Raw genomic sequence first — 22,855 nt, 5'->3', positions numbered from 1 at the left:
TTAACGACCGGCGACTCAGTCGTCGGTTTTATCACAGGTACCGTCTTTACATTCACCGTAAAGATAGAGGCTGTGATGTGTCAGTTTGATGTTATTGCGTTCGGCAATTTCAATTTGACGTTGTTCAATCACGTCATCTTCAAACTCGATGACTTTGCCACATTTCAGACACACCAGATGGTCGTGGTGCTCTTTATGACTGATTTCAAATACTGACTTGCCACCTTCAAAATGGTGACGGTTCAAAATACCAGCGTCATCAAACTGGTTAAGCACACGGTATACCGTCGCAAGACCAATTTCCTCACCCTGATCGATCAGAATTTTATACACATCTTCAGCACTGATATGCTGGTTGGCAGGTTCCTGCAGGATCTGCAGAATTTTTAAACGGGGAAGTGTAACTTTCAAACCCGCTTTTTTTAGTTCTTTATTTTGATCCATAAATAATCACTTCTGGAAGCTCTTCTGATTTAACGCTCATTATAGGTACTTTGCCAGGTTTTAAAAGTAAAAGCGCGGATATCTTCAACATTAATCTGCAGATTAAATCATTGATCCCTGTCATTTATCCATACGTTTTTTAAGGACTTTGTGCAGCTAACCGGACCCTGCAGGCGGTATGCAGAGAGTTATTCAGGATTTACCCTCTCAACGAACTAAAGCATTGTTAAGTTTCTACCGATAAGTTCAATGAAAGCTATGCATTTTTCGCTGCAAAATAGCGACTTTTCCGGGATGTTTTCAACATTATTTATCTTGCCGGCAATTACGGAACATTGTGCGCAGACATATTTCCTGGCCAAAAAACGGCAAGGCCGGAAAACTTATATTAAAATCAATGATAACCATGTTACGGAAATAAAACCGAAGATTGGGATAAGAAGATGCGCCTGACTGTTGTACAAAAAATAACACTTGGTTTTGCCCTGTTCGGCTGTTTATTGCTGATCACCAGTTTACTTGCTTATCTGGGACTCAGCGACATCCGCCGTTCTGCTGAAACGGTGGCCACCGAGAAAATGCCGGTTCAGACAAAAATGATGTCCCTGAAGTCAGATGCATTGTCTCTGGCGACCGTAACGGCAAACGGTTACTACATGGATGAGCTTTCAGCACTGAATAAAAACAAAGATGTGTTTGAGGCACTGAGTGAGGTATTTTCTGAAGATCTCGCTATTTTCGATACCACCTTTGGTAATCACACAGAATCCAAACAGGCCGTAGAGGCGGGTAACACATTTATTCGTGAGAGCAGGACGGTGTACGAAGCGCTTATAAGCAGCAAACAAATACAATTGTCACTGGCAAAGCAGCGGGAAGAAGCTATCTCTCATATTGATGAAGCCGGAGCGCTGATGATGGATTTAAGCTTTCTGGATAACGGACAACCCGGTATCGATGCGCTGGCCGGCCTCGGTGCGAATATAGATAATAAATTGCTTACTTTGAGTTCGGTAGTCACAGAACTGGTTAAGTCTGAAGATCCTGAAGATTCACTGGTGATCCTGGATGACCTGGACTATCAGCTGAGCAATCTGGCGGTAGACACCGAATATCTGTTCCGGTCTGCCAGTGGCCTGAATACCGACGGTATCATCAGCAATTTTCAGCAGCAGTATGATGCCATGCTGGCTATTCTCACCGGAGAATCCGGTCTGATGGCGGGCCAGAAAGAGAAGTTATCACACATCGCCCATGCCACAGAAAGCCGTCAGCGTGCCAACACATCGCTGGCGCAGGCTACCTCTACAATCAATAACCTTTACGAAGAAGTCACTGAAGAAACCCTGAAAGGGCAAAACCTGATTCTGGACACTGTGCAAGACAGCCTTGTTGATACGCTGGTGGTGTCGTTTATTGGTCTGGTGGCTGCAGTTGCACTCACTCTCATTGTGCGTAAAAGCATTGCCGGGCCGCTGCAAAATATCACCCGTGGTCTCGGCCGGATCAGCGAAGGGGATTTATCGTATCGTCTGAAGACACAGGGCAATGATGAATTTGCCGATTTGTCGGCAAAGGTAAACAGTTTAACTGAAGCTCTCAGAGATCTTATCGGTAACATTCAGCAACAGGAACGTACGCTGCTGGATGTGGCCAGAGAAAGTGTTGAAATGGGGGAACGCAGTCTGGAGCAGGTCGCCCAACAGCGCGACAGGGTCCGTAAAACCTCCTCAGATACTGCCAGTGTAAGAAGCACCAGTGAAAAGAACCTCGCAATGATTCAGCAATCGGTGGATGAACTTGACCGGGTCGCAAATCAGACGCAGCAAACATCTGAACTGGTTGCACAAAACCGGCAACAGGTTGCAGAACAATCAGGCCAGGCATCGGCATCGGCCAGTATCATTAACCGGCTGGATGAGAACAGCCGCAGCATCGGCAGTATCCTTGACGTCATTAAAACCATCGCGGAACAAACAAACTTGCTGGCGCTCAATGCTGCGATAGAAGCTGCACGAGCCGGTGATCAGGGCCGCGGATTTGCCGTTGTCGCCGATGAGGTCAGAACACTGGCTAACCGCACGCATAACTCCACTGAAGAAATTGAATCGATGATTGGCAGTTTGCAACGTGATGCACAGCAAGCTGTGGAAGCCATCAACCTGAGTATGGAAAAGGCGGAGCAGGGTGTTGCTATCAGTGAAAAAGTCTATGAGCAGGTTAATGGGATCAGTGAGGTCATTGTGAAGCTGCAGGCGTTTAATGCCGGTTTCGTGAAAGACACTAAAGCTCAGGATAAAGTACTTGCAGGTATTGATGATAATCTCAACGCAATCGTGACGCTGGCTGATGCAAGTGCAGAGAGTACCCGTCTGGCAAATGAATCCAGTGCCAGGGTGGATGAGCAAATGGAAGGATTGCGGAAAGTGGTTGAGCGCTTCAGATTATAAAAAACGGGCTGTGCGCCCGTTTTCTTTAATTCAATATCAGGCAAGTTCTGCCAGACACAACTCTTCGTGTAACTGCTTACACCAGGCACGTACACGCTCTTCGGTTAATTCCGGCTGGCGGTCTTCATCAATGCCCAGACCAACAAAGTGGTTATCATCAGCCATGCCTTTAGACGCTTCAAAGTCGTAGCCGTCTGTAGACCATTGACCGACAAGAATTGCACCGCGGGGTTCTACGATATCGCGAACCATGCCCATGGCATCCAGGAAATATTCAGCGTAATCTTCCTGATCGCCACAACCGAAAATTGCAACCAGCTTGTCATTGAAATCAATTTCTTCCAGTTCAGGGAAGAAGTCATCCCAGTCACATTGTGCTTCACCGTAGTACCAGGTAGGGATCCCGAATATCAGAAGATCAAATTCAGCGATCTGTTCTTTGGTACTCTTGGCAATGTCCTGTACATCAATCAGGTTTTTGCCTAATTCCTTTTGAATCATCTTTGCAACATGTTCGGTATTTCCTGTGTCACTACCGAAAAACAAGCCAACACTTGCCATAATAACCCTCTGTTCGATACATCTTCTGAAATTACACGCCGGTACTTAACCAAATAAGTTCTATCAATCCTTTGGCAATAAAACCCAGCGCTCCCATTCCGAGTACGCCATAGGCAACTACCCGTCCGATAAGCGGTACATCGTTACTTTTGAGAACATCATGTACGGCATAACCCATCAGGACAAACAGGCCGGTAAGCCCAAGATAAAACATGATGGATTCAATGGTTTCGTAATTTTCAGCAAGCATAGTTTTACTTAGTCCAAAATCGGCGCAAACTATAGCACAGAAATCAGCTGCCTCGCAGTGAAAACCACGTAATTTTTTGCGCTATATCATGCCTGATGCGGGCGAAATATGTGTTTTTCAACCACGCGGTTGAAGGCGTCCGGCTTTTCTGCATGTAACCAGTGACCGGCCCCTTCAATAACATGGGCGCGGGCAGCTGGAAAATACTGCAATATTTCACTTTGCATGGACGCAGTGATGTAATCGGAATTACCACCCTTGATGAAAAGTACAGGCTCAGAGAACTGAGCATCGCTGCTTTGCCATCCTTTAATCGCTTCGTAACTGTTTGCCAGACCATTCAGATTGAAGCGCCAGTGCCATTGTTTACCGGTATCCTGATATAAACTTTTTAACAGAAACTGGCGTACTCCGGCTTCCGGAATACCACTTTGTAAACTTTTATCCGCATCAGAACGGCTGTTGATGGAATTCAGGTCTACCGACTTTAATGCACTGATTATCGCATCATGGCGGGACGGATAACTTACCGGTGCAATATCTGCAACGATAAGGTCGTCAACAAATTGTGGATGGGTGAGTGCGAGGCGCATCGCTACCTTTCCACCCAGCGAATGTCCAAGTATGCCTGTGCGGGCTTTCTTAAACTGATTGATTAATGCGTATAACTGTTCTGCTGCTGCCTCTACGGAAAAATGCTCCAGATGAGCTGATTGACCGTGGTCCGGTAAATCTACACTGAGCACATTGACTTTGGGCGCGAAATGCCGCTTTACGACAGATAAATTGTCTGCTGTTCCGAATAAACCGTGAATAATAACAAGTAAATAATCAGAATCAGCATTTTCTGTAAAAGAATAATGTAACGTGGATTGCATGATTGACCTGAAAAAAAGGCGACTGATGTCGCCTTTGAATGGAATTTTTTAAATTGCGAAATCTTCCAGCGATTTGCCGCTGTCTAACGCATCTTTGTAGACCCGTGGCATTCTTCCGATACCTGTCCACTGGTGTACTTTACCTTCACCATCTTTCAACTCGTATTTTACCGGACGTTTTTTTCCGGTAGATTTCTTTTCAACAGTCGTCGACTCCAGATCACTGACATCAAGACCGGCTTCTTCAAGTTGCTTTTGGATATCAGCAATTTTCTGCAGCTTTTCCTGTTTTGCTTGTTCTTCTTCGAGATCTTTTTCTTTTCTTTTCTCGATGATGTTAGCTAACTTTTCTTGTACAGATTCTAATTCAGCTGTGCTTAAATCCTTTACGGCACCTTGCAAACGTCTTCCATGCGTCAGTATTTCTAAAAAGTCGTTCATTCATCAACCTTGTGTTAGTTAAAAAACTGTGTATTTAAAAAGGATAGTCAAATTTTAATCTAAAAAAAAGCAGCTTAACACTGCTTTTTTTTAAAATTGTAATAAATAGCTAATTTACAGGATTTGGATCACATATTCGGATAATTCGGTCCGCCTGCACCTTCAGGGACAACCCATTGAATATTCTGTGACGGATCTTTAATGTCGCAGGTTTTACAGTGAATACAATTTTGCGCATTGATTTGAAATCGTAACGTGTTGTGTTCTTCTATAATTTCGTATACACCGGCCGGACAGTAACGCTGTGCGGGCTCATCGTACTTCGACAGATTAACTTTCAGTGGTATCTCAGGGTCTTTTAATTTCAGGTGGCAAGGCTGATTTTCTTCATGATTGGTGTTCGACAAAAAGACAGAAGAGAGTTTGTCGAAACTCAAAATACCATCGGGTTTTGGATACACCTTTTTAGTGGCATCTTTCTTATCTTTTAATTGTAAATAATCTTTACGATCGTCTTTAATGGAAAAGGGTAATTTACCTTTGAATATTTTTTGGTCAACAGTATTGTAAACGCCACCCCAAAACGTGCCGAACCGGTGAATAGCTGCGCCAAAATTTTTACTGCTGTTTAGTTCAGAATATAACCAGGATGTTTTAAAAGCCTGATTGAAATTCGTTAATGCAGGATCAGGTATTTCTGATTTTAATTCATTAATAATGCTGTCTGCCGCTAAAATGCCAGACTTCATCGCTGTGTGATTACCTTTGATTTTAGCGAAATTCAGTGTACCCGCATTACATCCTATGAGAATACCTCCGGGAAAAGTCATGTCAGGTAATGAATTCAGTCCGCCTTTTGCTATTGCTCTGGCACCGTAGGAGACTCTTTTTCCATTTTCCAGATATTGCCTGAAAACCGGATGATGTTTCATTTGCTGAAATTCATCAAATGGACTTAAGTACGGGTTGTCGTAATTTAAATCGACAATAAGACCGGCAAATACCTGATTGTTTTCTGCATGGTAAAGAAAACCACCACCCGTTGAATCTGTCAGCGGCCAACCGGCTGTGTGAACCACCAGACCGGGTTCATGCAGGGCAGGGTCAATATCCCAGATTTCTTTAAATCCGATGGCATAGTGTTGAGGGGCGGTATTTTCATCCAGATTAAATTTGGAAATTAATTGTTTACCCAGATGTCCGCGGCAACCTTCGGCAAATATAGTGTAACGGGCTTTTAAAATCATGCCCGGCATGTAGCCGTCTTTCTGGCTGCCGTCTTCTGCTACGCCCATGTTGCCGGTAATGACACCACCGGCTGAGCCGTCTTCGTTATAAAAAACTTCAGAGGCTGCAAATCCGGGAAAAATCTCAACACCAAGACTCTCCGCTTTTTCAGCCAGCCAGCGGCAAACATTGCCCATACTGACAATATAATTGCCATCGTTGTGCATGGTATCGGGTACCAGAGCCTGAGGAAGTTTACGGGCATGCTGACCATCAGTCAGGTAATAAATGTCGTCCCTCAGCACAGGGGTATTCAGCGGAGCGCCTTCATTTTTCCAGTCCGGAAACAATTCGTCCAGTGCAGTGGTTTCGAATACTGCGCCGGATAAAATATGTGCACCTACTTCAGAACCTTTTTCAACAACACAGACCATCAACTCGAGGGAAGCGGCCTGAGCCTGTTGCATTAGCCTGCATGCCGCTGACAGGCCGGCAGGGCCTGCACCGACAATCACTACATCAAATTCCATCGATTCACGTTCCATGAATGCCTCCGGTAAGTTTTGTCAATCAGGTTGACGTTTACGTCAACAGTAAGTAAATTGCATGGTAAGTTTACGTTAACGTAAAGATAAAGTCAGGTGTTAATTGTAACATCTTTGTAAACTGAGAAGTCTGATGCTTTATTTAAAAGGAGCATCGTCTCCGGTTCTTTGTTTTTAACACTGGCAATGAATGTTTAGACGTTATCGGTAATTAATCAAACTCTTATTCCCGGCCAACTGAGGTAAAGAATGAAAGTACTTGTCCCGGTAAAACGCGTTATCGATTACAACGTAAAGGTACGCGTGAAAGCTGATGAGTCAGGTGTGGATCTGACTAATGCAAAAATGGCGTTAAATCCTTTTTGTGAAATTGCAGTAGAAGAGGCGATCCGCCTGAAAGAAAAAGGTGTCGCGACAGAAGTTGTCGTTGTGTCTGTCGGCGATAAAGCCTGTCAGGAACAAATCCGCACCGCACTGGCACTGGGGGCTGACCGCGGTTTGCACATTGAAGCGGATAGTTCGCCTGACTCTTTGCAGGTAGCGAAGCTGTTAAGCAAAGTTGTTGAGCAGGAGCAACCCGGACTTGTGATTCTGGGCAAACAGAGCATCGACTCCGATAATAATCAAACCGGACAAATGCTGTCAGCATTGACCGGCATGCCACAGGGTACCTTTGCTTCAGCCGTAGAAGTGAAAGACGGCACGGTGGAGGTCACCAGAGAGGTAGACGGCGGTTTACAAACTGTGTCTCTATGCTTACCTGCTGTGGTAACGACAGACTTACGACTGAATGAACCCCGCTATGCGTCGTTGCCTAACATTATGAAAGCAAAACGTAAGCCTCTTGATGTAAAGACAGCTGCAGATTTCGGCGTAGATATGACCTCAAAAGTGAAGGTGATCAAAGTCACTGCACCGGCTCAGCGAAGCGGAGGCGTGAAAGTGGCAGATGTGGCTGAACTTGTCGAAAAACTGAAAAGCGAGGCGAAAGTAATATCATGAGTATTCTTGTAATCGCAGAACATGACAATAACCAGTTGAAACCTGAGACGGCGAAAGTGGTACAGGCGGCGTCACAACTGAGCGGAGATATTCACGTACTGGTTGCCGGGGAAGGTTGCAAAGCCTTAGCAGAGCAGGCCGCAACGTTAAGCGGTGTGTCGCTGGTCAAATGTGCTGACAGTACCCACTATGCACATCAGATGGCAGAAAGTGTGTCAGCCCTGGTGGTATCTCTGGCCGCGGACTATTCTCATATTCTTACCGCTGCCACAACCACAGGCAAAAATTTTATGCCTCGTGTAGCGGCCTTACTGGATGTCGCGCAAATCTCTGACATAACCGGCATTGAGGCTGATAACCGTTTTATCAGACCGGTCTATGCGGGTAATGCTATTGCTACTGTCGAATCTGCAGAGACAGTACATGTTATTACTGTACGAACGTCTGCCTTTGACAGTGTCTCTGATGGCAATAACGCGACGGTTGAACAGATCGATGCAGAGTTTCCGTCGGAAAAATCATCCTTTACCCGTGCTCAGCTCACTGAGTCTGAACGCCCTGAGCTGACTGCGGCGAACGTGGTGATCTCCGGTGGACGTGGTATGCAAAACGGTGAAAACTTCAGCTTGCTTGAAGGCATAGCGGATAAACTGGGGGCCGCAATTGGTGCGTCGAGGGCGGCAGTGGATGCCGGATTTGTTCCTAATGATATGCAGGTAGGTCAGACAGGTAAAATTGTTGCCCCTGATTTGTATATAGCAGTAGGGATTTCCGGTGCAATTCAGCATCTTGCCGGTATGAAAGATTCAAAAGTGATTGTCGCGATCAATAAAGACGAAGAAGCCCCGATTTTTCAGGTGGCAGATTATGGTCTGGTGGGAGACTTATTTGATATCCTGCCGGAACTTGAAAAGGCCCTGTAGCCATAAAGTAAAGAAGGCGCTGTTTCAACGCCTTCTTTTAATTTCTATACCCGTACAACCGAGTTATCTTCAAGACTCACCGGTGAAGGCATATAACCGTCAGCTTCCCAGTCATTCTCCCACACATCGTCATTCAATAAATAACGGAACTGGTATTCGGCATCAGCATCCAGCGTTACAGTTTGTGTGAAATCACCATTCTTAAGCTTTTTCATTGGTGTGACATCCATATCCCAGGCATTAAAGTCGCCCACCAGTTTTGCTGTGGCAGCTTCACCAGCCTCGTTGGCATTTAAACGGAATGTGACCTTACAGGCAGGTTTAGTTTTTAAATACTGTTTCTTAAGACTCATGAGATCCCTCGTGCAAAATGCGTATGATTCATCACCAAGTTAAGACTAATTTTCAATCAGTTCAAGGGATTTCGTGTTAAAAATCAGCCAGTGAGCTGTTGCTGCTTTAGTAAAAATATAAACAAACAGAAATAAAATTTAACAATCTAAAAGCAGCCAGCATCAGGCAACAGGTTTACACTAAAGATGTAAAAATAATAATACCGTTAAAACGGCGCCCGGAATGCCTGTACCCGTTAATCCATCAGGAGCAGTTTTCCCCGGCAGCTGTTATTACATTGCGCCTTAAAGGAATATTCATGTCTAAAAGTGGTTGGGTCAAAACACTCGGTCCTGTCATCGTCATTGTCATTGCGCTTGTGCTGGCAATCATTCTCATTTCATCAAAAACACCGCCTGAACAAAAAATACCTGAATCTAAAGATTTTCTGGTTGAAGCAAGGCTCGCTGAGAAACAACAAACCGCTTTTGTGGTGCATTCTCAGGGGAATGTAGTGCCTAAAAATCAAACCCGTATCAGTGTCCAGGTAAATGGTCAGGTGATGGCAATATCAGAACAGTTTGAAGTAGGGGGCACATTCAGGAAAGGTGATGTACTTGCTGTGCTGGAGCAGCAGGACTATCAGACTGAAGTGAAACTGGCAGAAGCTGAACTGGCGCAGGCACAGGCAACATTACAGGAAGAAATTGCCAGAGGAAAAGTGGCAGAAAAGGAATGGCGTTCTGTGAACTCAGTCGTGCCACCTGAACTGGGATTACGAAAACCACAGCTTGCCCGTGAGCAGGCCAATGTGAAAGCGACAGAAGCGAAACTGGAAAGAGCTGAGCGCAACCTCGCCAGAACTGAAATTAAAGCCCCTTATAATGGCATTGTGATAAACCGGAATATTGATCTCGGGCAGTACGTTTCAGCGGGCAGTGAAACAGGCACGATCTACTCTACTGATACAGCCGAAATCCGCTTGCCCGTAACTGAATCTGAACTGGCTTATATTGACCTGCAGGGTGATCTGAAAAGTAAAACGTCGGTACGGCTGAAAGCTAAAGTCGCCGGAACACTTCAATACTGGGATGCTGAGCTGGTCAGAACCGAAGGGGTAATGGATGCCGGTAGCCGCGTATTATATGCCGTAGCCAGAGTGGAAGACCCTTACAACCTGAATGGCAAAAGGGACGGAGCCGTTTTACGGTTTGGTCAGTTTGCAGAAGCTGATATCACCGGCTCGGATCTCGAAGAACTGTACGTGTTACCACGCAGTGTATTACGGCTGGATAACACCATTCTTACTGTATCAAAAGACAATACCTTGCAAATTAACCCGGTTGATGTGGCGCGGGCGACCGCAAAGCAGGTGTATGTGCGCTCAGGCTTACCGGAAAATCCTAAAGTAGTCTTCAGTGTCGTGCCCAATCCCTATGAAGGAATGAAAGTACGCATTTCCGGTGAAGAGTTAATAACGGAAGATGCTACTGAAAGTGACAGCGACGAGCTGAAAATCTCGGGAGCCGACAATGAGTAAAATCGATACTCATAAGGGCATTATTGCCTGGTTTGCCCGTAACAGTGTGGCTGCCAACCTGCTGATGATAATCTTACTTGCTGGCGGTCTGTTCTCTGCATTCTCGATTCAGAAACAGGTATTTCCTGCTTTTGAAATTGACGTTATTAACGTGAGGGTGCCTTATCTTGGTGCTGCACCTCAGGAGGTGGAAGAGGGCGTTATACTGAAAATTGAAGAGGCGGTGAAAGATCTCGACGGTATTAAACAAATAACCTCTACCGCTGTGGAAGGCATGGGCACCGTCAGCATTGAAGTCGATGAAGACTACGATGTGCAGGAAGTACTTGATGAAGTAAAAGTGCAGGTTGATGCCATACCGACATTTCCCGGTAACACCGAGAAGCCGGTGGTTTACCGCCAGAAAATTCAGCAGGATGTCATCTGGATCTCTGTCTATGGCGAGGCCACCGAACGGGAACTGAAAGAATTCGCCAAAAACATGCGCGATGAGATTGCCAATCTGCCCGGTATTTCCAGTGTTTCCGTTGTGGGTGCGAGAGACTATGAAGTCGCCATAGAACTGTCTGAAATGGCGCTGCAGAAATACAACCTGACTTTTTCAGAAGTGGTGAATGTTGTCCGCCAGTCCAGTGTGGATTTGCCTGGCGGTGCAATAAAAACGGAAAACGGAGATATTCTTTTACGTACCAAAGGTCAGGCATACCGGGGAGATGATTTTGCCCGCATTGTACTGCTGACAGACAGCAACGGCACCCGTGTTACGCTGGGTGATGTGGCGGCCATTAAAGACGGTTTCGTTGAAGATAATCAGTTTTCAGAATTTGACGGTAAACCTGCTGTAAACTTGCGGGTCCGGGCTGTGGGTGATCAGAATGCGCTGGATATTTCTGATCAGGTTAATCAGTACATTGAGAAAAACAAAGAAGACTTCCCGGGTAATATTACTGCCGATACCTGGGGAGACAGCTCATTTTACCTGGCCGATCGCCTGAACATGATGCTTTCAAACATGTTTTTCGGTGCACTACTGGTATTTATTGTTCTGTCTCTGTTCCTGAAAATTAAACTCGCTTTCTGGGTTATCTGGGGGTTACCGGTGTGTTTTCTGGGCACGTTACTGGTAATGCCCATGGAAGCGGTTGATGTGTCTATCAACATGCTAAGCCTGTTTGCCTTTATTCTGGTGCTGGGCATCGTGGTGGATGACGCCATTATTATGGGCGAGTCGGCATACTCTGAAATCGATAAAAAAGGGCACAGTACAGAAAATGTCATTATTGGTGTTAAGAAAGTGGCAATGCCGGCTACCTTTGGTGTGCTGACTACCGTTGCTGCCTTTACACCTATGCTAATGGTTTCTGGGCCCTTCGGTGTGATCTGGAAGACAATCGGCTGGGTTGTAATCATCTGTCTGCTTTTCTCCCTGCTGGAGTCAAAGCTCATTCTGCCTGCCCACCTGGCTCATATGAAATTAAAGCCCTATGACCCGGCAAAAGCCAATCGCTTCCAGCGCTTCCGGGATTTTTTCAGTGAAGGTATCAAAACCTTTATCGATAAGGTGTACGCCCCGTTTTTACGCAAAGCCATTCACATGCGTTATCTGACTTTGTCGATATTTCTGGCCATGATGATCCTGACTATCGGACTGTTTATGGGCGGTATAGTACGCTTCGTGTTCTTTCCGAATATTCCCAGTGACTTCATGATGGCATCTTTCGAACTTGAGCCGGGTTCTTCGCTGCAACAGCGGGATCAGACCCTGGCGACAATGCTGGATGCCATGTACCGCATGGATAAAAATGTCACAGATGAAACCGGTGCCGGCATCATTAAACACGCCATTGCTTTTGACAGCGGTACCACAGGCGGTGAAGTCTTTGTGGAAATGACCAAAGGTGAAAGTCGTGAAATGAAGGACTTTGAGATCCACCAGCGCTGGCGGGATGAAATGCCTGAAATTCCCGGCGTAAAATCCTTCAATATCGGCGCGCCGGGGGGAATGGGAAGCGGGGCTGATCTCAGTTTTGAATTCAGTTCATCAGATATTGCCGCTCTGCAATCTGTCAGTGAAGCATTAAAAACCAGGTTATCGTCTTTTAACGGGGTGACAGATATCAATGATACGTTTGCCGGTGGCAGCGATGAAATTCAGCTTTCTCTGACCACGCAGGCAGAGGCGCTGGGGATCTCACTTCAGCAGCTCGGCCAACAGGTACGGTATGGTTTCTATGGTGCGGAAGTACAGCGGGTGCAGCGTGACGATGAAGAAGTCAAAGTCATGGTGCGATATCCCAAAGAGGAACGCTCATCGGTTTCTCATTTGCAAGAAATGCGGGTACGGGCGCCAAATGGCGATGACATTCCGTTTGAAGAAGTGGGTGAAATCACATTAGGCAAAGGCTATGACTCAATTATCCGTGTAGACGGCAGCCGTTCGGTGACGGTAACCGCAAAGGTCGACAAGGATATGTTGGATCCCGGTGAAATTACCAAAGAAGTGGTCATGAAAATCGTGCCTGACTTACTCAAACAGTATCCTAAAGTGCACTTTAAACTGCAGGGCAACTCCAAAGAAGAAGCCGATGCTATGATGGGACTGGTTAAAGGACTGCTCTTTGCTTTATTCGCCATCTATGCACTACTGGCCATTCCGCTTCGCTCATACAGTCAACCGCTGATCATTATGTCTGTGATCCCGTTTGGTGTAGTGGGGGCCATATTTGGCCATCTTGTGCTGGGACTTGCTGTGAGCGTGCTGTCAATTTGCGGCATCATTGCGTTATCCGGTGTGGTGGTAAATGACAGCTTAATCATGGTGGATTTCGTTAACCGGGCCAGGCAGGAAGGACACAAGTTAATTGATGCCGCCATTCTCGCCGGTACCCAACGCTTCAGAGCCATCATTCTGACCTCACTGACAACCTTTATGGGGCTGATGCCCATCGTAGCAGAAAGGAGTTTGCAGGCTCAGATTGTGATACCTATGGCTGTATCACTGGCTTTCGGTATTCTTTTTGCCACGGTGATCACCCTTCTGCTGGTGCCTTGTCTGTACCTGATGATGCACGATGTACGCAATCTGTTCAGAAGCCGGCGCGATGAGAAAGTCCGGATTTACGGAGAAGCAGAATCTACCACTGATTAATTCAACAGCCCCGCTTGCGGGGCTTTTTTGACCAATATGCTTGATAAGTGTTCAAATATACAGTACTGTTTATATGTACAGTATATGGAGGGCTTATGAATACAGGTCTGAAAACAGTTGATAATTTAATCCGCACGTTTGGTATACGCATCAGAAATGGCGCTGATAAATCACAATCGCTGGTCACACTGTCATCTGCTGATGAACGTCTGGCCTCTATGCGAATTCCTTTTTGTATGATGCAGAAAATACTGTCATTACCGCAAAACCGTTCTCTGCGTTTTCACCAGTGGTATTTACCCCATAAAGGGGCAAAGCTTGCCTGTTTTCTCATAGACGAAGAAGGTCGTATTGTGGAGCAGGTCTATTTTCAGCGCGATGCAAAACACGTGAATGCAGCGAGAAAGCTTCAACAAATAGTTGAACAGGCACACCGTAGTCAACATGAAATGACGGCGAAAATGGCTGCTTAGTGTAAGAACAGACTGTTTTAATTATAAATTCAGGTGGAATCCGTGCAAGATGTGCTGACAGTGTCTATAACTTAGTAATTGTGATCCTGCCCGGTCATGTGCTGTCCGACGTGTATCTCTGCGCCGGATAATGCTTATGGTCAGGCAGTCACTGCTAAGTTTCTTACATTGGAGGTAATTTTGAATTTACTGGTCGTCGAGCCGGATGATATTCAGGCTGAAATTTATCAGTTGTCTCTTGCTGAAGCTTTTTTTGTCGATGTAGCTGACTCTTTTGAAAATGCCCGCATCATGATGAGAGACAAATATTATCAGCTGGTAGTGTGTGAATGGGAAATTGAGAGAGAGAAGGCATCCTGCCTTACCCACGCCAGTTATAAGCCGGATTATGCGGCGTCACCGGTTATCGTTGTTGTCAGTCATCATGCTGAAGAAGAAACCATGGTTGAGGCATACAACGGCGGGATTTCTTATTATTTCACCAAGCCTTATACCATCGTACCGTTCTATGAAACTTTACTGGCCATTCAGGATCAGATTGAAGCGCTGCAGCAACTTGAACACGATAAAAAGCAATCTGTGATTGCCTCTGAACAGGCAGTAAACAGAGCGGCAATATACCGCTTAGGGTTGGAAACCCTGGGCAAACTGAATGATGCCAAAAGTGTTGCCGATATCGCTCATATTACTCTAACTGCATTAAAAGAGCAGGGGATCCATGCTGCTCTTGAGTTCAGGCATAATAACCGGCCTCTTTATTTTGACGGTAAGTCAGACTCCTGTGATGAAACTACGGTTAAAGTGTTTACAACCCTTCGCAAGCAGGGAGAGTATTTTTCTTTCGGACAACGACTCATGCTAAATGCTGAGCACGTCTCTATGCTGTTGAAACAAACTGGTAACCTCACCATTCCCTTGCAATCAGTTCTCACAGATTTGGGCACGAAATTCATGCCTTTGCTAAACATGCGTTACGTCGCATTATTGCAGGAGCAGGCCTTGTTTGATGCCGGTAACGATGTCAACAAGTTGGTGAACAAGCTTCACGATGTGCTTATTGACCGCCGGGATCAAAAACATAAATTATCATCCAGGGTGCGTAATGTGGTAGTGGAGGACAAAAGCACAGGGTCTCTTAAAGATACTGACAAAGAAGCTCTGGTCCGGCTGTTACAACAGGCGACAGACAGCACGTTAAATGACGAAGAACTGATTAATGCAGATGCGTTACTTGCAGGCATTGCCGCCAGGATGCATAGCCGGCTGGTGGATTTATCTGTCAGGGAAATTTCCGGAGAGGATGACGATCTGGATGACGAATTAAGAGGGCTGGAATATTTCTGAAACAAAAAAGGTGGCAATCAGCCACCTTTTATCGTTTGTCTTTCAAAGGTTAAAGCACTGAAACCAGAGCCTTAGCCAGCGCATCAACGTTCTGCTGGTTGATACCGGCAACGTTAACGCGGCTTGAATCCACGAAGTATACGCTGTGTTTTGCACGCACTTCACGAACCTGCTCCGGTGTAATACACAGGAACGAAAACATCCCTTTTTGGGTTTTCAGGAAGCTGAAATCTTTCTGTGCGCCATTCTCTGCCAGTTTGTTAACTAACATTGTACGCAAATAAGACATGCGGTTACGCATTTCATTCACTTCAGTTATCCATTCGTCTTTCAGCGCGGTGTCAGACAAAATGATATCAACTAATGCGCCGCCCCAGCTTGGTGGCATAGAGTAAATACCACGGGCAACAGACTGAATCTGCCCCTGGGCAATTTTACGGGTAGCACTGTCATTCGTGACAATTGCAGCCAGACCGGTGCGCTCACGGTACAGACCAAAGTTCTTTGAACAGGAAGCCGCAATAATCACTTCAGGCAGGTTTTCAGCCAGTAAACGGATGCCGTAAGCATCTTCTTCCAGACCGTCACCGAAACCCAGATAAGCCACATCGATAAATGGCAGGAAACCTTTTTCCTGAGCCAGCTTAAGTACTTCATCCCACTGGGCGTTGGTTAAATCTGCACCGGTAGGGTTGTGACAACAACCGTGCAGCAACACGATGTCGTCTTTACCGGTTTGCTTAAGCGTTTCCATCATCGCATCGAAATTAATGCCCGCAGCAGCTTTATCGAAGTACGGATACGTTTCGATTTGCAGACCGGCAGAACCGATTAACGGGATGTGGTTCGCCCACGTAGGGTCGCTTACCCACACTTTCAGGTTGTCGCCGCAACGTGCAAGTAATTCAGATAAAATACGCAGCGCACCGCAGCCACCCGGCGCCTGAACCGCAGCGACGCGATCAGCCAGCATGACTTTGCTGTTTTCACCCAGCAATAATTTCAGCTTGCCATCAATATAACCCTGATGACCCTGCGGGGTGATGTAAGTTTTTGAGGTTTCTCTTTCCAGCAAAATTTGCTGAGCTTTAGCCACCGACGTCATGATCGGCGTATTACCCTGCTCATCTTTATAAACACCAACACCTAAATCAATTTTAGCCGGATTGGTATCTTCCCGAAATGATGCAGACAATCCCAGAATTGGATCCGGAGCTAGTTGTGGTAATACTTCAAACACGATTTTTCCTCACGTTGCGTGATAATTAAGCGAGGTCGGCATTATGCCACTGCTCACGCAAATTACGAGACTTAAAATGCAATTTTCTTCAGGTTAAATTGGAATAAATCATTGCCGGATGCTGCGGGTTGTAAAATACATAGTTCATCATGGGGTTTTAAACCGGATCCGAACGAGAGATTTGTCACCTCACCGGGAATTGGGACTGGGCGTAAACGCTGGTTTGCGGTAATATCCGCTTCCACAGGCAAACTCAAATCCGCTTTATTTTAGCGTTACAGACAGCCGGCACTCTCTGTGCGGCCTGATTTTGCTTCCTACATTTTTTATCAAACGTGGAGTTTCAGCGTGAATAACAAGGGATTCACTACCCGTCAGGTACATGCAGACCGCCTTTTGAATCAACCTGAGCACGGCGCTGTGCATACAGGGACGACCAATTCTGTGCTTTATGCCTTTGAGGATGCACAAGGTATTATCGATGTCTTCCAGGGTAAGAAAGCCGGTCATGTGTATTCACGCTCTTCGTCAGGCTCGATTGCCGCGTTGCAAAATATTCTTAACGAACTTGAAGGTGGCGCAGGGGCTTTGTGCTTTGCCACAGGCATGGCTGCAATCAGCAGCACGCTGTTATCACTGCTAAAAGCGGGCGACCATATTATTGTCAGTCAGTATTTATTCGGTAATACCCGTTGCTTCGTGGATACGCTGGCAGATCTGGGTATTCAGGTCAGTTTCGCCGATGTGACGTCGATAGAGGATGTACAGGCACTTTATCAGCCGAATACCCGCATTGTGTTTTCTGAAACTGTTGCGAATCCGGCTACGCAGGTCGCAGATGTTCAGGCTATCAGCCAGTTCTGCCGTGAAAAATCATTACTGTTTATCATCGACAACACAATGACACCGCCGCCGCTTTTCGATGCTAAAGCTGCCGGTGCGTCGATTGTTATTTCCTCGCTGACGAAATACGTGTCAGGTCACGGCAATGTGCTCGGTGGTGTGATGGTTGATCTTGGTACGTTCGACTGGACAACTTACCCGAATATCAAACCCGGCTACCAGGTCGCTGAAAAGGGGCAGTGGGGAATTACTCAGGTCAAGAAGAAGGGATTACGTGACATGGGGGCAACATTAGCCCCGGGTTCTGCCCATGCAATTGCTACCGGTCTTGAAACCCTTTCTCTTCGTATGCAGCGTAATTGTGAGAACGCGATGAAACTGGCTACCTGGCTGGACAGTCATCCGCTGGTAGAAAAGGTGTATTATCCGGGTCTTGCTGAGCACCCTCAGCATTATACTGCCAGAGAAATGCTGTCAGGTGGCTATGGTGCCATTTTGAGTCTTGACCTGGTAAACCGCATTAGTCCGCGGGACTTTTTGAATGCCCTGGAGCTGGTGATTTGTGCAACACATCTTGGTGACAACCGCACCCTGGCGCTGCCCGTTGCCTCAACCATTTTCTTTGAAAATGGACTGGAAGAAAGACAGAAAATGGGGATTTCAGAAGGTATGATCAGATTATCAGTAGGTATTGAAGATACTGACGACCTGGTAGCTGATTTTACGCAGGCTTTCGGACAGTTTAACTGACACCGTTTAGAATTTTTGTAAAGACAGGGTTATTTTAGAAGCAATTCTGCAACAACCCTGTTATGATAATTTTCAGCAAGTAAGCGGGCTTTCTTTTCTCGTAGGGTGTTTTGGCGAACTTCGAACCGGGTGATGCTTGAATTTCCGCTACTTGCTCCATTTTCCTCACCTTTATCTCAAATTTTTCCCATTATTTTTCTATCTGAAGTTACAGATTTTTCTCACTTTTTTAACATTCAGATAATTTATCAAAAAATAATTTGAACTAAAGACTAATAGTAATGACTAAATCTATGCAGTTAGCAATTAACGGTTTAAGCCAGGACTTGTGCTTAATCGTTACCGCTAAAGTGTGTTCCAAGTTGAGTGTGCTTGATTGCCCCGCCATGTGCGGGGCTTTTTTATGTCTGTTTATGACTGAGAGTGCGGCAGAAAAGCCAGTTACATGGCTGCTTTAATATCTGCGCGCAGGTCTTCATCTGAGGGCTTAACGCGGCTTCCGTAGTGCTTGACGATGTTACCGTCTTTATCCACCAGGTATTTATTGAAGTTCCATGAAGGCTCTTCGCCGGTGGCGCGGGTGAGCATGCGGTACAGAGGGTCCTGGTCATCACCGGTAACCACAGTAGGTTCAAACATCGGGAATTTTACGCCGTACGTCAGCTCACATAATTCCGCCGTTTTACCTTCATCTTTTGCTTCCTGATTAAAGTCGTGGGCAGGAAAACCAAGAATGGTGAAGTTTTGATCTTTGTATTCTTCATACATGGCTTCCAGTCCTTCAAATTGCGGCGTGAATCCGCAATAGCTTGCTGTATTCACGATCAGCAGAGCCTTTCCCTGGTATGCTTCGCACAGGTTCACTGTTTCCTGGGAATTCAGTTTACGTTTAACAAATTTCAGGACAGAAGGGCAGTTCTCAGCAGCGAAAATAGCACTGCTGAACAGAGTAAGTGTCGCAAGCAAAAGCGTTTTTTTCATAATGGCCTCAAGATGTGGAAGAGTTTGTCTCAACCTTAACAGTAATCTGCGCAGAGAAACAGTTGCGCGGTTGACGACACCGGTCAGTCACCGTTAGGCTGGGATAATCCGACAAGTTAACCCGATGAAAACGGCTGTCGGAATTACCTTGTTGCGTATAATTAACATGCTTATAAATAACACACTTAAGACAGAACCATAATGAAAAAAATGTTAAGCCTCGTTATTGCTGCTGCGTTAGGCACGTCACTTTCCGCTTGTGTCTCTACAGCTGCTGATCCCGCTACTTCCTCAACGCCGGTACCGGTCAATGCACCACCTGCAATGGTAACACCGGAAACAGTCACTCAGCCGGTGTCATCAGACACGATTACACTGAAACAAATTATGGCCGATCCACAGTGGATGGGTCGTTCTCCGGTACGCCCCGGCTGGAGCCTTGACGGCAGCATGCTGGTGTATGAGCAGGAACGGGAGAACAGTCATCTCCGGGATGTATTTGCCGCTCCGGTTAACATGCCTGCCAATGCAGAGCGTATTCCGCTATCCGAACAGTACCTGTACCGCTACAGCGAAAAAGCACAAAGTGTTGATGGCCAGACAATGGCATTTCTCGCCGGAGAGAGTGTTTTTATAAAACACAAAGGTCAGCCGGCTGAACAACTCATCCGTGGCGGAGCACCGGTACACGGATTGTCTTTTATGACCGACGGCAGGCTGATGGTGACCACAGGTAACCGTATTGTTGCTATTGACGTGAATAATGGCAGACGTGAGCAATTGTTCAGTTGGGCATTCGGGGACAAGCCTGAAGCAGTAAGCGAACCGGAAGACTATATTGCCGGTGAACAGATAAAATTAATCAAATATATCGACAAAAAACGCAGACAGAGCCAGCAAAGTGCTGACCGTAATGAAAAACTGAAAACGGTAAGTCCGGCCTACGTTCATGATAAGGTCTGGTTCGATAAGGGTGACAGACTGGTTACCGCTTCGGTATCTCCGAATGGTAAATTTGCACTTGTCGTGACTACCGCTGATGTGAAGTCCAGAGACGACTCTGACATCATGCCGCATTTCATTCAGGAAGATGCGCGGATCTTGCCAATGCGGGTGAGAAGTCGTGTTGCTGATGCAGAGCCGGTGAATCACGATGCCTGGCTGGTTAATCTGCAAACCGGTGAGAGATCAAAATTATCCTACATGAGCTTGCCCGGCTACAACGACGATGTACTTGCAGACGTGAAATCTGAAAATGCTGCTGCCCGCGGCGACAAGTATGTGGTTAACCGCCTGCCCAGAGACATTACCCTGTTCAGCAGCTGGGACCGGAACAATCCGTCTGTTCGCTGGCACAAAAATGGCGGGGCTCTTGCCCTGATGCTGGAAGCGTGGGACAACAAAGATCGCTGGATTGTAACTGTTGACTTTGAAAAAGGCCGGTTTGAAACACAGGAGCGATTACACGATGATGCATGGGTGAATTACAGCCATAACCAATTTGGCTGGCTGAATAACAGTGAAACACTTTTCTATCAGTCAGAAAAAGACGGTTACTCCCATCTTTATCTGCAGGTACCCGGTGAGAGTCCTCAACAACTTACACGTGGTCAGTTTGTCACGGAAGAGCCGGCACTCACCAGCGATGATAAGTTCATTTACTATCAGGCCAATAAAAAGCACCCCGGCATTTATGAAATTTACCGGGTGAATACCGTTACCGGTGCCAGTGAAGCCATGACCGATTTGAACGGCATAACGGACTTTGTACTCAGTCCTGACAACAACACACTGCTGTTAACTCACAGCAAAGTAAACCGACCGCCTGAGCTTTACATTAAAAAAGCCGGTGACAGTGGCGCAGCACAGAAGATCACAGATACTGTCAGTGATGCATTCCTGTCAATGCCCTGGGCCGTTCCTCAGGTGGTAGCGATGCCATCATCTCATACCAGTAAGCCTGTTTATGCCCGTGTGTATTTACCTGAAGGCTACAACGAGGGTGAAAAGCGCAAAGCGGTGGTCTTTAACCACGGCGCCGGATATTTGCAGAATGCGCACCTTGGCTGGTCAGGGTATTTCCGTGAATACATGTTCAACAGTATGCTGGTGCAGCAGGGTTATGTGGTGATGGACATGGATTACCGCGCATCAAAAGGCTACGGCCGGGACTGGCGTACTGCCATTTACCGTCAGATGGGCACACCTGAAGTGGAAGATTTACGGGACGGAGTGAACTGGCTGACAGAAAATGCGAATGTTGATCCGGCACGTATCGGCACCTACGGCGGCTCTTACGGTGGTTTCCTGACTTTCATGTCTATGTTTACCGCACCGGATCTGTTCGCAGCCGGCGCAGCTTTACGTCCGGTAACTGACTGGGCGCATTACAATGCGCCTTACACATCTAATATTCTGAATACGCCGGATGTGGATCCCATCGCATTTGAGCGAAGTTCACCTATTTACTTCGCAGAAGGGCTGGAAAAACCATTACTTATCATTGCTCCCATGGTTGACGATAACGTGTTCTTCCAGGACTCAGTAAGACTGGTTCAGCGCCTCATCGAACTTGAAAAAACCGATTTCGAAACGGCGATATATCCGGTTGAACCTCACGGATTCGTTCAGCCCAGTTCCTGGCTGGATGAGTACCGCAGGATCTACAAATTGTTTGAAACAAACCTTTAATAAAGCAGGCAGTGACTGACCATCACTGCCTTTTTTTATCCGCCGGAGACGGCATACAACAAGAACGATAACACCAACAACAGGCAGGAAATATGATGAAAGCGCTTACGGCAATCGCCGCAACGATCTATCTGGCCGGTACCGCCACAGTACAGGCTGCACAGGACAATACACTGACCGCAGAGGAATCTGCCGCCGGATGGCAGTTACTTTTTGACGGGCAATCTTTTACAGGCTGGCGTAATTACCGTGAAAAACAGGTTGGTGACGGCTGGACTATCGAAGAGGGGGCCATGAAGCTGGCTGAGGCTGGTGGTGGCGATCTGATTTCTGACAAGACCTGGGAGAACTTCGATTTTCTCATTGACTGGAAGATCTCAGAAGCAGGAAACAGCGGTATTTTTATTCTCGCCGATGAGACCGGAAAATATATTTATTCCCATGCACCTGAGATTCAGATCCTCGATAACGAAAAAGCGCACGACAACAAAACAGATACTCACCTTGCCGGTTCACTTTATGACATGGTGGCCGTGCATTCCTCTGCTTCAAAACCCGCCGGAGAGTGGAATACAACCCGCATAAAACTGAACGATAATTTGTTACAGGTGTGGCAGAACGATGTGATGACGACCAACGTGGTTATCGGTACATCAACCTGGAAGAATCTGGTGGCGGCTAGCAAATTTGCTGACTGGGAAGGCTTTGCGGCTAACTCTTCCGGTCATCTTGGATTGCAGGACCACGGCAACACGGTGTGGTTCAAAAATATAAAAATAAAGGAACTGTGA

Annotated in this window: 19 protein-coding genes; 10 read left to right on the top strand and 9 right to left on the bottom strand. The window is 46.4% G+C overall.

Annotated elements, in window-relative coordinates:
- Positions 1-15: 15 nt before the first annotated feature.
- On the bottom strand, positions 16-444 hold the full coding sequence (fur, locus tag J3369_RS11505; RefSeq protein ID WP_119501490.1) for a ferric iron uptake transcriptional regulator: 429 nt from the start codon (positions 442-444) through the stop codon (positions 16-18).
- Positions 445-887: 443 nt separating this feature from the next.
- Here fur and J3369_RS11500 point away from each other — a divergent pair, with 443 nt between their 5' ends.
- A complete protein-coding gene (locus J3369_RS11500) occupies positions 888-2,894 on the top strand; it encodes a HAMP domain-containing methyl-accepting chemotaxis protein (protein WP_349586890.1) in 2,007 nt (668 codons plus the stop codon).
- Between the two features lie 36 nt (positions 2,895-2,930).
- Here J3369_RS11500 and fldA read toward each other — a convergent pair whose 3' ends face one another.
- From fldA to J3369_RS11475, 5 genes are all read right to left on the bottom strand, one after another.
- Complete coding sequence (fldA, locus tag J3369_RS11495) at positions 2,931-3,455, bottom strand: flavodoxin FldA (protein ID WP_119501488.1); 525 nt, start codon at positions 3,453-3,455, stop codon at positions 2,931-2,933.
- Between the two features lie 31 nt (positions 3,456-3,486).
- Positions 3,487-3,705, bottom strand: a complete 219-nt coding sequence (locus J3369_RS11490) for a DUF2788 domain-containing protein (protein WP_119501487.1) — start codon at positions 3,703-3,705, stop codon at positions 3,487-3,489.
- A gap of 86 nt (positions 3,706-3,791) precedes the next feature.
- Positions 3,792-4,583: an alpha/beta fold hydrolase gene (locus J3369_RS11485; RefSeq protein ID WP_349586885.1), complete on the bottom strand. Its 792-nt coding sequence runs from the start codon at positions 4,581-4,583 to the stop codon at positions 3,792-3,794.
- Between the two features lie 48 nt (positions 4,584-4,631).
- Entirely contained in the window at positions 4,632-5,024 is a 393-nt protein-coding gene (locus tag J3369_RS11480) for an H-NS histone family protein (RefSeq protein ID WP_349586882.1), read from the bottom strand.
- A gap of 128 nt (positions 5,025-5,152) precedes the next feature.
- Positions 5,153-6,796 (bottom strand): electron transfer flavoprotein-ubiquinone oxidoreductase, encoded by a 1,644-nt coding sequence (locus J3369_RS11475; RefSeq protein WP_349586879.1) that lies wholly within the window; start codon positions 6,794-6,796, stop codon positions 5,153-5,155.
- A gap of 249 nt (positions 6,797-7,045) precedes the next feature.
- Between J3369_RS11475 and J3369_RS11470 the strand changes: the two genes are divergently transcribed.
- Positions 7,046-7,798, top strand: a complete 753-nt coding sequence (locus tag J3369_RS11470) for an electron transfer flavoprotein subunit beta/FixA family protein (RefSeq protein ID WP_303574761.1) — start codon at positions 7,046-7,048, stop codon at positions 7,796-7,798.
- Positions 7,795-8,721, top strand: a complete 927-nt coding sequence (locus J3369_RS11465; RefSeq protein ID WP_303574760.1) for an electron transfer flavoprotein subunit alpha/FixB family protein — start codon at positions 7,795-7,797, stop codon at positions 8,719-8,721. The genes J3369_RS11470 and J3369_RS11465 overlap by 4 nt, the downstream gene beginning before the upstream one ends.
- 44 nt (positions 8,722-8,765) lie before the next feature.
- On the opposite strand, the gene J3369_RS11460 is transcribed toward J3369_RS11465, so the two are convergent.
- Positions 8,766-9,074 carry an isoamylase early set domain-containing protein gene (locus tag J3369_RS11460; RefSeq protein ID WP_349586875.1) on the bottom strand — a complete coding sequence of 103 codons (309 nt, stop codon included), beginning with the start codon at positions 9,072-9,074 and terminating at the stop codon, positions 8,766-8,768.
- Between the two features lie 299 nt (positions 9,075-9,373).
- On the opposite strand from J3369_RS11460, the gene J3369_RS11455 reads away from it, so the two are divergent.
- The 4 genes from J3369_RS11455 (at position 9,374) to J3369_RS11440 (ending at position 15,559) form a co-directional block, all read left to right on the top strand.
- Complete coding sequence (locus tag J3369_RS11455) at positions 9,374-10,594, top strand: efflux RND transporter periplasmic adaptor subunit (RefSeq protein WP_349586872.1); 1,221 nt, start codon at positions 9,374-9,376, stop codon at positions 10,592-10,594.
- Complete coding sequence (locus J3369_RS11450) at positions 10,587-13,742, top strand: efflux RND transporter permease subunit (protein ID WP_349586869.1); 3,156 nt, start codon at positions 10,587-10,589, stop codon at positions 13,740-13,742. Before J3369_RS11455 ends, J3369_RS11450 begins: the two co-directional genes overlap by 8 nt.
- A gap of 95 nt (positions 13,743-13,837) precedes the next feature.
- A complete protein-coding gene (locus tag J3369_RS11445; RefSeq protein ID WP_349586867.1) occupies positions 13,838-14,215 on the top strand; it encodes a hypothetical protein in 378 nt (125 codons plus the stop codon).
- Between the two features lie 180 nt (positions 14,216-14,395).
- Positions 14,396-15,559: a DNA-binding transcriptional response regulator gene (locus J3369_RS11440; protein WP_349586865.1), complete on the top strand. Its 1,164-nt coding sequence runs from the start codon at positions 14,396-14,398 to the stop codon at positions 15,557-15,559.
- A 49-nt stretch (positions 15,560-15,608) separates the two neighbouring features.
- On the opposite strand, the gene J3369_RS11435 is transcribed toward J3369_RS11440, so the two are convergent.
- Positions 15,609-16,799, bottom strand: coding sequence for an amino acid aminotransferase (locus J3369_RS11435; protein WP_349586862.1), 1,191 nt, complete (start codon positions 16,797-16,799; stop codon positions 15,609-15,611).
- A 348-nt stretch (positions 16,800-17,147) separates the two neighbouring features.
- On the opposite strand from J3369_RS11435, the gene J3369_RS11430 reads away from it, so the two are divergent.
- A complete protein-coding gene (locus tag J3369_RS11430) occupies positions 17,148-18,392 on the top strand; it encodes a cystathionine gamma-synthase family protein (RefSeq protein ID WP_349586859.1) in 1,245 nt (414 codons plus the stop codon).
- A 441-nt stretch (positions 18,393-18,833) separates the two neighbouring features.
- Here the strand turns inward: J3369_RS11430 and J3369_RS11425 are convergent, their stop codons facing one another.
- Complete coding sequence (locus tag J3369_RS11425; protein WP_349586856.1) at positions 18,834-19,373, bottom strand: glutathione peroxidase; 540 nt, start codon at positions 19,371-19,373, stop codon at positions 18,834-18,836.
- A gap of 201 nt (positions 19,374-19,574) precedes the next feature.
- On the opposite strand from J3369_RS11425, the gene J3369_RS11420 reads away from it, so the two are divergent.
- Both J3369_RS11420 and J3369_RS11415 read left to right on the top strand, forming a co-directional pair.
- The gene (locus tag J3369_RS11420) at positions 19,575-22,064 is read left to right on the top strand and encodes a prolyl oligopeptidase family serine peptidase (RefSeq protein WP_349586853.1); all 2,490 of its coding nucleotides are present in this window, start codon (positions 19,575-19,577) and stop codon (positions 22,062-22,064) included.
- A gap of 92 nt (positions 22,065-22,156) precedes the next feature.
- Positions 22,157-22,855, top strand: coding sequence for a 3-keto-disaccharide hydrolase (locus tag J3369_RS11415; protein ID WP_349586850.1), 699 nt, complete (start codon positions 22,157-22,159; stop codon positions 22,853-22,855).

Source organism: Alteromonas sp. NFXS44, from assembly GCF_040148705.1.
GTDB lineage: Bacteria > Pseudomonadota > Gammaproteobacteria > Enterobacterales > Alteromonadaceae > Alteromonas.
The sequence above is the reverse complement of the archived record's forward strand: the minus strand, read 5'-3'. Positions and strand labels throughout refer to the sequence as shown.